Source organism: Chryseobacterium sp. MHB01 (genome assembly GCF_034651565.1).
In the GTDB taxonomy this organism is placed as follows: Bacteria; Bacteroidota; Bacteroidia; order Flavobacteriales; family Weeksellaceae; genus Chryseobacterium; species Chryseobacterium nepalense.
This window is the reverse complement of sequence record NZ_JAYEDA010000004.1, coordinates 164,623-176,281: the sequence shown is the minus strand read 5'-3', so window position 1 is coordinate 176,281 and position 11,659 is coordinate 164,623. Positions and strand designations below refer to the sequence as shown.

At 36.8% G+C, this 11,659-nt stretch carries 8 protein-coding genes; 5 read left to right on the top strand and 3 right to left on the bottom strand.

The annotated features are described in order from the left end of the window. The first annotated feature begins 171 nt into the window (after window positions 1–171). Genes U9K52_RS08865 through deoC form a run of 3 tightly spaced genes read left to right on the top strand, consistent with a single transcriptional unit; the run spans window position 172 to window position 2,356 of the window. Entirely contained in the window at window positions 172–1,104 is a 933-nt protein-coding gene (locus U9K52_RS08865) for an endonuclease/exonuclease/phosphatase family protein (protein ID WP_322926047.1), read from the top strand. Between the two features lie 32 nt (window positions 1,105–1,136). Beyond that, a complete protein-coding gene (locus U9K52_RS08860; RefSeq protein WP_029295841.1) occupies window positions 1,137–1,607 on the top strand; it encodes an Lrp/AsnC ligand binding domain-containing protein in 471 nt (156 codons plus the stop codon). A gap of 2 nt (window positions 1,608–1,609) precedes the next feature. Then, window positions 1,610–2,356, top strand: a complete 747-nt coding sequence (gene deoC, locus U9K52_RS08855) for a deoxyribose-phosphate aldolase (protein WP_323673787.1) — start codon at window positions 1,610–1,612, stop codon at window positions 2,354–2,356. Between the two features lie 56 nt (window positions 2,357–2,412). Here deoC and dusB read toward each other — a convergent pair whose 3' ends face one another. Both dusB and U9K52_RS08845 read right to left on the bottom strand, forming a co-directional pair. Beyond that, window positions 2,413–3,411, bottom strand: coding sequence for a tRNA dihydrouridine synthase DusB (dusB, locus tag U9K52_RS08850; RefSeq protein WP_248394854.1), 999 nt, complete (start codon window positions 3,409–3,411; stop codon window positions 2,413–2,415). A 108-nt stretch (window positions 3,412–3,519) separates the two neighbouring features. Then, window positions 3,520–6,732 (bottom strand): hypothetical protein, encoded by a 3,213-nt coding sequence (locus tag U9K52_RS08845; RefSeq protein WP_322926043.1) that lies wholly within the window; start codon window positions 6,730–6,732, stop codon window positions 3,520–3,522. 186 nt (window positions 6,733–6,918) lie between these two features. On the opposite strand from U9K52_RS08845, the gene U9K52_RS08840 reads away from it, so the two are divergent. Together U9K52_RS08840 and U9K52_RS08835 are read left to right on the top strand one after the other, a co-directional pair. Continuing rightward, entirely contained in the window at window positions 6,919–7,752 is an 834-nt protein-coding gene (locus tag U9K52_RS08840) for a lamin tail domain-containing protein (protein WP_322926041.1), read from the top strand. Between the two features lie 158 nt (window positions 7,753–7,910). Beyond that, window positions 7,911–8,768 (top strand): lamin tail domain-containing protein, encoded by an 858-nt coding sequence (locus U9K52_RS08835; RefSeq protein WP_248394837.1) that lies wholly within the window; start codon window positions 7,911–7,913, stop codon window positions 8,766–8,768. 66 nt (window positions 8,769–8,834) lie between these two features. Here U9K52_RS08835 and U9K52_RS08830 read toward each other — a convergent pair whose 3' ends face one another. Continuing rightward, window positions 8,835–11,651 (bottom strand): hypothetical protein, encoded by a 2,817-nt coding sequence (locus tag U9K52_RS08830; protein ID WP_322926040.1) that lies wholly within the window; start codon window positions 11,649–11,651, stop codon window positions 8,835–8,837. Window positions 11,652–11,659: the final 8 nt, after the last annotated feature.

The following is an 11,659-nucleotide window of genomic DNA, read 5'->3' as shown; positions in this document are numbered from 1 at the left end:
TTTTTAACTTTTGATGGTTTTATGTCTTAAGATTTTTTATTGAATTTTAATTATTTAAATATAAAATTCATGTAAAAAAATTGCGAAATAATTAATGATTTATTAAATAAAATAATAAATTTACATCCTGAAAGTTAAAATGAAAATTTTAATTATTAGAAAAGCGTGTTGATGGAACTTTTTAGTTTTTATAATGTTGAAAATTTATTCCTGCCAGATCCGGAACCAAGGCATAAGCTTGATCCTACAATTTCAGGGTTACGGAACTGGAACGAAAGAAAATATAAAAACAAGCTCTATAAAATCGCACACGTTTTTCAGCTGATAAAGGATGAAAATGGTACGCTTCCCTTTATTATAGGTCTTTCAGAAGTTTCCGGAAAGCAGGTACTGGAAGATCTCATACAGATGCAGCCGTTCAATTCAGAATATGGTATTGTACATTACAATTCCAGGGATGAAAGAAAAGTTGATGTAGCCATGCTGTATGATAAAAATAAAGTTGAAATAATAGACTCTGAAGCTATTATCTTCTTCTTTGAAAACGAAACCCAAAACATAGAAAACTACGATACAACAAGAGACGTGCTCTATTCAGTATTGAAGTATAAAGAAGAGATTATCAATGTCTTTATCGCCCATCTTCCCTCTAAACGCGAAAAAGATATTAACAGGCCCAAAAGGATTTTTATACTTAATGAAATCCAAAGAAGGATTCTGGATCTCATAAATGCTGATGAAAATGTAATTCTGTGCGGAGATTTCAACGAAAACCCAGATGATGAAAATTTAGTAAAAATTCTCTATGACAATTCCTACGAAAAGGTTTTGGAAAATCCTTTTCAGCAGTTGTTTTCTACAGGAAATTACTCTACTTTTCATTACAAATCCGGGCTGTTATTTGATCAGATCATATTGTCTGAATCTTTTTTTAAAGAAGATCGTATGCTTTCTTTTCAAAATGCCGGAATTTTTAAACCCGTAAAAATCAGCTGCCGGGACAAAAATTTTGAGGGAAGGCCGTTCCGCACTTATGCCGGAACAAGGTATCTCGGCGGTTACAGCGACCATTTTCCGGTCTATGTAACGCTAGGTAAAGTATAAACAAATGTGAAAAACATAAATTTAAGTAGAGAATGAAAAATTCAGACAACACAAGCTATCAATTGGATTCAATTGACAAGGAAATTATTTACATGCTGATGGATAATTCCAAAACATCACTTGCTCATATTTCCAAAGGAGTGGGGATTTCCACAACTGCGGTTCACCAGAGAATTAAAAAACTCGAGCAGGCAGGAGTAATTGAAAATTCAATTTCTTTTCTTAATCCTAAAAAAATAGGATATAAAGTTATTTCGTACATAGGTGTATTCCTCGATAAACCCAGTCATTATCCTGACATGGTTAAGGCTTTAAAGGAAATCAATGAAGTAGTGGAAGCTCACTATACCACAGGGAATTACACCATATTCCTGAAAGTCCTCTGTAAAGATAATGACCACCTGATGCAGATTTTAAGTAAACTTCAGAAACTGAAAGGGGTTACAAGAACGGAAACTTTCATATCTTTGGAGCAGGGTATTTACAGACAACTGAAAGTATAAACATCATGAACATTGCACAATATTTGGATTCAACCTACCTGAAAACTCCTGCGCAGTCAGGGCTTTCGGAAGAAGAAACATTACAGAAAGATAAAGATCTGGCACAGGAGGCTATTGATAACGGAATTTTCGCCGTAATGATCCGTCCGGATTATGTTTCGGAAATCAAAAAGTATATTCTTGAAAGGAATTCAGATGTTGTGGTGGGAACAGTTATCGGTTTTCATGAAGGAACATATTCTGTAGACGAAAAACTTGCAGAAGCTGAAAAAGCGATTGCCGATGGAGCAGATGAGCTGGATTTTGTGATCAATTACAATGCTTATTTAAAAGGAGATTTGGATCTTGTAAAAGATGAGTTCGTAAAATGCACGCAACTTTGTCTGGAACACCATAAAGCAGCAAAATGGATAATCGAAATTGCAGCTTTAACCGATGAACAGATCGCAGATCTTACCAGAAATATTTCCATTTGGGCAGAAGAGCGTTTTTCTGAAAATGATTGGTCTAAAATTTTCGTAAAGTCTTCAACAGGTTTTTATGAAACCCAAGACGGAAAACCAAATGGTGCAACATTTGAAGGGATAAAAATAATGCTGGAAAATGCCGGAAAGCTTCCTGTAAAAGCAGCCGGCGGCGTAAGAACTCCGCAAGATGCCGAAAAAATGATCAGCATGGGAGTAAAAAGAATCGGAACTTCCTCTGCATTGGCTTTAATTAAAAACCATTCTGCTTCGGAAGGATATTAATTTAAAAATATGACTTAAAATAAAAACCATCAGCTTAGAGTGATGGTTTTTTTATTTTATGCCTGTTGGGCTAAATATTCAGTATAAAATTCCTGGGTTTCCTTGATTAACGCATCCATTTCCTCCAAAGTGAATACTTCTAAAAATTTCTTCCTGAAATCTTTAAAATGAGGAACGCCTCGGAAATAATTGCTGTAGTGCTGTCTCATTTCCACCAGCCCAAGTCTTTCGCCCTTCCATTCTGCGCTCCATTCCGCATGCTGGCGAACTGCCAGTAAACGGTCTTCAATAGTTGGGGCCGGAAGATGTTCTCCTGTCTTAAAGAAATGTTTAATTTCGTTAAAAATCCAAGGATAACCGATAGCAGCTCTTCCGATCATAATACCGTCGCATGCATATTTTTGTTTGTATTCCAAGGCTTTTTCAGGTGAGTCGATATCACCGTTTCCAAAGATCGGAATCTCAATATTAGGATTTTGTTTGATTCTGGAAATGTGTTCCCAGTCGGCTTCCCCTTTATACATCTGTGCACGTGTTCTTGCGTGGATTGTTAATGCTTTAATGCCTGTTTCCTGAAGACGTTCCGCTACTTCATCGATGTTGATGGAAGTGCTGTCCCAGCCTAAACGGGTTTTAACGGTTACCGGTAAACTGGTGGAACTTACCACAGCTTTTGTAAGACGAACCATTAAATCAATATCTTTTAAAACTCCAGCGCCCGCACCCTTGCAGACAACTTTTTTTACAGGACATCCGAAATTAATGTCAACAAGATCAGGATTTACCGTTTCTACAATTCTTGCTGACATGGCCATTGCTTCTTCATCACCGCCAAAAATCTGGATTCCCACAGGTCGCTCATAGTCGAAAATATCCAGTTTTTTTCGACTTTTAATTGCATCGCGAATTAACCCTTCTGAAGAAATGAATTCAGAGTACATCAAATCTGCACCATGCATTTTGCATAACCTCCTGAAAGGCGGGTCGCTCACATCCTCCATTGGTGCCAGTAAAAGCGGAAATTCCGGCAGTTCTATGTTGCCAATTTTAATCATGCTGCAAATTTACAAAATTCCGGGCACTTGAAAATAGGATATTATCTATAAGCGTAAATGATGATAATTATAACCAATATTCCTCTTAAGCCCTCAAACAGTTTGAAATCAGAAACTCGCCTTAACCTGCATGCTTCCGATATGAATGGTTCTGTCCCCTGAATTTCTTCCTTCATAATTTAAATTAAGCTGAAGAAAAGAATTGATGGCCTGCTGAATAAATACGCTCCAGACCTGGTTTTTTCCGGGTTTTAAACCGTCAAGCATCTGATTTCCTACAATGCTGAAATTGTTTCCCGTAAAATCATTGTTAATAAATGAAAAGTTTCCCCGGATGGACGTTTTTCGACGTTCCCACTGTATGGTTCCGGTGATGTCAAATGCTTTCAGAAGCTCCTCTCCATCCACTCTGTCTTTCTGTCGGAAAGCGGAGGAAAGCTCAGCCTGAATAGCATCTGTAAATTTATAAGTCGCTTTCGGTTTGGTTTCAAAATTATTCAGACGGTAATCTCTTGTGGCAAATAATTGTGAAGAATTTCGAATATCATGTACGGAATTTTCCCAGTCGATCCTGAATTCTTTATTAAACCAGTATCCAATATTTAAGAAATGTGAAACTTGCTCACGTTCTTCATTGCTGAAATTGGCATTGATAAGGTTGTCATTTGAGATAAAACGATAGTTTCCGTTCCAGCCGGATTTTTCTGTCGGACTAAACTGTGCAGAAGCAAGTATATTCTGGTTTTTCAGGATCTGGTCTTCATTTTTTTCGAAAGGATTAATTACCAAAACTTTATCACGTTTGTAAAATGAATTTTGGGAATTCAGTGAAATATTAAAATTCCATCGCTTCAGGAATTTGTTTTCAGAATTAAAAACAACAGAAGGATTCACAAATAGGGCCAGCTGAATTTTATTTTTATTGGAAGGAATATATCGTACAGAATTCGTGTAAATCCTGATGTATTGCGCAAGGTCAGAATATTCTGCAATTTCAAATTCATCAAGCTGCTGAATGCCGTCACCGTTATAATCTGTCCATTTATAAATACCCTGTCCGTCGGTTACTTTTATATATTGGAATTCTCTTTGTGCTTCCTGCCCGTTTCCAAGCTCATAGAAAGCCTGCAGTCTCATCCCGTTTCTGAAGAGCTGTTGGTTGTAAAGAATATTTCCTACCACAAAATCATTGTTTCTGGAAGCATCCGCGTCCTGATTCTGATAGAAAAACTTACGGTAGTGAAGAAGCGCGTTCAATGTTGTTTTCTCCGTTTTAATGATTTGGCTTTCAGCCATGAATCCTAAAATATTATTCATGTTCTGAAGCCTGTTGTCGCGCACCGAGTCATTATCTCTCATGTACACTTTAGTGAGCAGTTTTGTGCGGGCACTGTCACCGATTTTTTTCTGTATGAAAATTTCCCTCCAGCTGAAACTTGTGACATCCATAAGCTGAGTGTCATTGTATTTCTTTTCATTATGTTCCATACTTCCTCCAACAGCCCAGCTTCCTTTTTTGCCTGTATATTCTGTTGATGCACCACCTCTTATGAATTTTGTATCCTGAAGTACGGCATTGGTGTTTAGATAAGATAAATTTCCTTTGGTGAAGAACTTTCCGCTGATCCAGCCAAAATCGAGATCATTTTTTATCCCTTTATAAGAATCCTGCTCATCAAGGTAATTAATTCTATAATTGAGCGTAGATTTATTATTCCATTTATTTAAAAAGCTAAAGATGAACCTGTTTTGTGTTCTCCCGCTGAATTCCTGTGCAAGGTTGAAATCTCTTGAGAATTCTACATCATTAATCCTGTCTAAAATATGAAACTGTTTATCAATATATTGATATTCAAAATTCGGAGTTCCTTTCCAGTTGTTTTTGGTAAAAGTTTTATTTCCGAAAATCCGCCATGCATAGCCAATATTCTGGTCAGAGTCTTTAGAAGAAAAAAGATTGATGTCATAGTTGCTTAATGAAATATCTGCTCCAATTTTTCCGTCCTTTAATGCATATTCGGAATTAAAGGAATAGACCTGTGATTTTTCGGGAGAAGGCAGTTTTCTTACGGCACGGTAATCACCCATGTTAGGGCCTACATACTCAAAAACCCTTCCGTTATTGGTGGTTTGTGTTATTTTATAATCACCCAGATTTGCCCCGAAATAAGTAAATGAAACCGTATAAAGAGTCTGTGTGGCATCTGTTGAAAACTGATAATAATTTCCGGAAGAATTCTGAACCAGGCGGTAAAGGATTTTGTTGACATCATATTCGGTAACTACGCCGGAAGGAGCGTACATCAGATTTGGATCGTTTCCTGCATTGGCAAGAATCTGCTGATCTTCCTGAGAAAGATTCAGCGCCAGCGGAGCGTTTTTATTATCATTTTCCATGAACCAGTTAAGCCCGAGCTTTAATTTTTCTCTTTTATGCTCAACTTTCCCGGTGAATAAATATCTTGAATAATTCCTGTTGGTATAATTGTAGGAAATCGTAATAAAATTCTGCTGGAAAATAGGACGGAAACTGGTAAAAGTAACTTCGCCTGTATTATAATTGATAATGTAATCCTGGTTTTCACCACGCTTCATAAGAATACCATCAATAAAAACCTGTTCCGATCCGGAGATCAGGGTGATAAACTGTTCACCGTTTTTTCCCGTCAGTCGGTAAGGTCCCTGGTTTCCTTCAACACCCTGAAAACGTATTCTGTGGAATTCACTTCGTGCCACTCCCATGGAAACATCAACAAATGTTTTATTATCTTTCCCGAATTCCGTCTGGAACTCAATTCCCATACTCCGCCGCTGATATTTTGCAAAATAGTTTTTGGCTTCAACAAGATCAAGATGTCCGGCTCTGAGGATGGATTTATCCTTAATATTAAGCTGCATGTAGATCTTATCGAATTCTTCAAGAGTCTGGGTATATCCGTCTGCCTGAATTGGCAAATTATGATCAGAAATGCTCGCAAGAATGGTTACATCTTTAGAAAGTCTCCCGGAAATCTGCAGGTCCATTGAACTTTGTACAGACTGTCCCTGGTTGTTCCCGAAAGTAATCCCTCTTATAATAGAACCTTTTGAATTCAGTTCGCCTAAAAATCTTTTTTTGTCATTTCTTGCAAGAACAGCTTCATCCACAATAATTCTGTTGCTGGTTTTCACAAAATCCATGGTGTCTTTGGCAAAAATATCCTGCTCAAATCTTGCAGCCAGAATACTGTCTTGTTTAATGCTGTCTTGATTAAGGCTATCCTGCGGAAGATTAGGGTTTTTCCATGTGAATATCTGTGCATTTCCAGAGAATATGCCCATAAAAAACAACACGAATATCAGAATATAATTCCGCAAGCCTTTAGAAATAATCGGTAAAAATACTTAAAAATAGTTTATGGAAATGCTTTTAGTATTATTAACAAAAAATTAACCCAATTATTGTCTTATGAAGAAAAATTGGCGTAATTTTGGCGTGTAAATTATTAATAATTAAATCTTAACGTCATGAAAAAAATCTTTACAATTTTGAGTATAGTTTCTGTATCTGCTTTTGCAAATGCACAAATTGTAATTAATGAAATTTATGGAGCAGGTGGTGGAAGCAATTCTGCTATTTTGTACAAGTATGATTTTGTAGAATTAAAAAATATCGGATCTACCTCTGTAACTTTAACGGGTGCGTATTTGCAGTATGCTTCTGCGGCCGGTACTTTCAACGGTGGGAATAGTAATCATGCATTGCCTACTATAACATTAGCTCCGGGCCAAACGTATCTTCTTCAGGAAGGAAGCGCAGGGACGGCGGGAACTGATTTGCCGACACCGGATGCAGTAGGAACTATTAATTTATCAGGAACAGCAGGTAAACTTGCTTTAACGACTGATAGCACAGCACCTACATCTGCAACAAGCTCTAATGTAATTGATTTTTTAGGTTACGGTTCTACCGCTAGTTATTATGAAGGATCTGCTGCTGCGCCAGCACCGTCTAATACAACTTCTATTGCAAGAACTTCAGGGGATACCAATAATAATGGTACTGATTTTACTGCGGGTACGCCTACTCCTCAAAATTCAAACTCAGGTAGTTTAGCTGTTGCTGATTTATCTAAAACCAAAGGAAACTTCATTAAAAATACTTTTGTGAAAAATGAAGAAATTACATTTGGTGCTCAGGCAAATGATGTAAAAGTTTATAATATGTATGGACAGGTTGTAAAAACAGCATCTGTAAAAGCAAACGAGTCTTTAAGCGTTGCTGAATTACAAAAAGGAAATTATATTGTAACAGGTACGGTAAATAATCAGCCGGTTTCTCAAAAGATTCTGAAAGACTAAAATTAACTTCGTATACCAGATAAAAACCACTTTGTAAAAAGTGGTTTTTTTATTTATATAATTAAAATAAAATGAATTTTTTGTAATAAATGTGGTATATGCTTGATTATTTGGCATTTATTTTGTTGAACTTTAAATGTAACATAAATCACTTAATTATGAAAAAAGCATTTACTTTTATCGGGCTTGTCTCGATGACGGCATTTTCTAATGCACAGATTGTAATTAATGAAGTTTATACTGGAGGAGGCCTTTTAGGGGCAACTTTAACAAATGACTTCATAGAGTTGAAAAACATCGGGAATTCAACAGCAACCTTAACGGGTGCAACCATTCAGTATGGTTCCGCTACAGGAGCATTTACACAATATCACACATTACCTACCATCACCTTACCACCGGGACAAACCTATCTCATCCAGGAAGGCGGTGACGGCGGAGGATTGATTAATCTTATCAACCCGAATCTTGTGGTTAATGTTGTATTGAACTTCGACGGATCTGGTCCGATTGTAGGTGCAGGGCTAGGGATAGGGCTCACTTCCGGAAAAGTAGCGCTGGCAAGTAACGCCACACAGGTAACAGGCCCTACAGCTTCCAATGTTTTAGATTTTGTAGGATATGGAACAGCTAATCAGTATGAAGGAGCAGGAGCAGCGCCATCACCAACCATTCTGAATTCCATTACCAGAGTTTCAGGTGATACCAACAACAATAATGTGGATTTCACCATAGGATTGCCTACTCCACAGGGGGGAACTTTAGCGGTTAATGATATTTCTGCTAACGCTGTACGTCCTAATTTCATCAAAAATACTTTTGTAAAAAACAATGAAATTATTTTCGGTACGGATGTGAAAGATGTAAAAGTGTACAATATGATGGGACAAGTCGTAAAAACAGCTTCTGTTAAAGAAAATGGATCATTAAATGTTGATGAGCTGCAAAAAGGAAGTTATATTGTAACAGGTATTGTTAACAATGAACCGGTTTCGCAAAAAATCCTGAAAGATTAATTATAGAATCTAAAATTCTAATGCCTCAGATTAACTTCTGAGGCAATTTTTTATTACAGGAGTTGATTAATACCAACCTCGTCTGGCTGCATTGATAATAGAACTCAGATTAAGAATTAAAGTATATCGTATGCGCTTCCCATAATCCTTGAATCCCGGTTCAAAGCCTAATGACGACTGTATCGGAAAATAGATTTCAAGAAAATCCGGAATGACACGCACCTTTACACCGCTGTCCCAAATGAACTTTGCAGATTGGTTTTTATTGTCATATACACCTGCATCCGCATAAATGTGGAAAATTTTCCAGACACTGGTATCTACATTTACAGAGGTAATCCATTTGTTGACGGTTCCCGGAATGAAAGACTTGAAACCTCCATCAGCCAGAATATATTGTTGTGAAAGGATACCTCCGGTTGCGCTTTGCCCCAACAGATTATAGGAGAAAGAGTAATCGGAAACTCTGGAAATTCCGTAGTTGAAAGTATTATTTCTTGTATTGTTTTTAATAAAATATCCTGCAAAAAGTCGGACACTTAGTTTTTGCCTTGGAGCAAATTCCCAGCGGTAAAAGCCTTCTGCGGTTACTTTGTGGAAATCTTCCATCCATTGGGTGTTGATTCCGAGGCTTTTCTCATGAATGCTCTGGCTGTCATTGTATCCGTAACCCACACTCCAAAGATTGTATTTATCATAATCATTATTGGCAATCATCAGAGGGCTGAGATCTCTCTCAAAATAGTTGTAAGAAATTCCCACGCTTCTGCTTACGGTACTTCTTGGATTTTTTCTGAAGTTAAAATTTGAATAAACGGAACCTTTGCTGTAAGCCAGATCGTAATCATAATGGAAATAAGATCCTGAAACTCCGAAAGTAATGCTTCTGAAAATACTTTCTGCCGGCAGAAAAGAATAGTTAACAGCTCCGGATCCGGTAAGTTTACCTGTTCCCGTACTGTAGGTCGGAGTAAAAGAATATAAAAATTTCTGATCAAAAAAAGACTGATTCTTAAAGTTGAACCCGATCAGGAATTTATCATACGTATTGCTGAAACGAACCCTCGGGCTGATATAGATTTCATTGAATTCAGGATTCGGGATATCTTTGATAAATTTCAGTTTGATTTTTCTCATGTTGGAAAAAAATCCTTTCGCATACAGAAAATTATCCCTGTAATTGGCTTCCGGGAAAATGTAATCATCATTCAGGGTAATTTTGTTGACGTTTTCGGCAGGAATAGAAAATGTTTTTGTTTTTTCATTTTCTTCCGTTTCTACCCAATATTCTTTTGTATCGCCATCTTTAGATTCTGTCTGCAGTTTTACCGGAATATTGGCGGGGGTATTTTTATTAATTTTTATATGAAGAGAATCTCCTTCTTTCCGAAACCTTTTAAGCTTAAAATTTACCCTGTTTTTGTGTTGTAAAAAGTCGGCCAGATAAGCTGTTCTCTTATCCTGCTCCGCTAATTCTTTTATAAAATCATCTGGATTAACCTGTTTGTCCGTATTCTTTGAAATAAATTTCTGAACAAGACTGTCAAAATTCTCATAGCCCATTTTATCCGCCGAATAATTGAATAAGGTCCCGGTTTCAAAACTGCTGATGGCCATATCATTAAAGTTGCTCAGGACCGTGTATTTCTCATCAATTTTCTGATCAAGATTCTGGGACATGATGTATTGGTAGGTTAGTCCGTACCGTTCAATAAGCTTTACATCCGAAGCATAAAACAGCTTTAATGGTTTGATCCCGAAAATTTTGGTTTCCGGTAAGCTGCCGAGGAGTTTGGTGTCACCATAGAATTTCTTGAGGTATTGAATTTCAAGGTAAGATTTCAATCCGTTTTTAAACCAGTGATCATCCTGTTTATCGGTAATAATGCTTTCCTCCAATACTTTTTTAGCCACAATCCCGAAATAATCTAGATCGGTCTTCTGAGCATCATTAAAAAGCTGAAATCTGAACTTCCAGAATGTAATATCATTATTTCCGAAAAAATCTTCTTTAGCCCTGAATTTATCTGAGATAAAAATTCTTTGAGGAACAGTTCCCGTTCTGTCTTTGATAAATTTCAGGTGAAGCGGCAGATAAAATTCCAGATTTTGTTTTTCTTCCGGTGTTAAATTATATCCGAATTTTATTTCAGTTCTGATATCATCATTGTTGATGATGATTGATGGATATTCATTCTGTGAAATGAGAAATTCTGGATCGGAGTCAAGATACCCCTTGAAAGAATTCATCTGAAACTGCTGAAGATTACTTTCGATAAAATAATTAACAGGCAGATCAAAATTAATCTTCCAGTACGTATTGAAACTTACGGATTCTTCGATATCATGATAATCCCTTTTAGAAATATTGTCCGGATCAAAACGATCCGGGACAATAAAGAAGTATTTTAATGCTACATTTTTATCTGAAGTTCCGTATCCCGTAAATTTTTTGTCGGGAAGCTGAATTTCATATTGCAGTTTTAATTTTACCTGTTCTCCGGGCTGCAGCACTTTTTTCAGGGGTAAAAAAATATTTTCCTCCGAAATAGAAGTGATTGGAATTTCCTGGTCGGAATCCTGAATTTTCAAATTGAGTAATTTTCCGAGCTCTTTTTTTTCAGCAAAGTGAAGATCAGTATTGCGGTCTTCCAGCTTACGGTAAACCAGTGAGGTTCCTCTTTTATTGTACGCGGCTACCCAGTTCAAAAGTTTCACTGTACTCAGAGCTGCTTTAGAATTGTTATAATAAACCAGCTCCTGATTTACATGCAGCAGTTTTTTGTCTGAAGACAGTTTTGCTTCAATATAAATACTGTCTTTCTGTGCAGATACCTCTACAACACCCAAAAACAAAAAAAGGCCAATGCAAATATTTCTCAATTAACTGT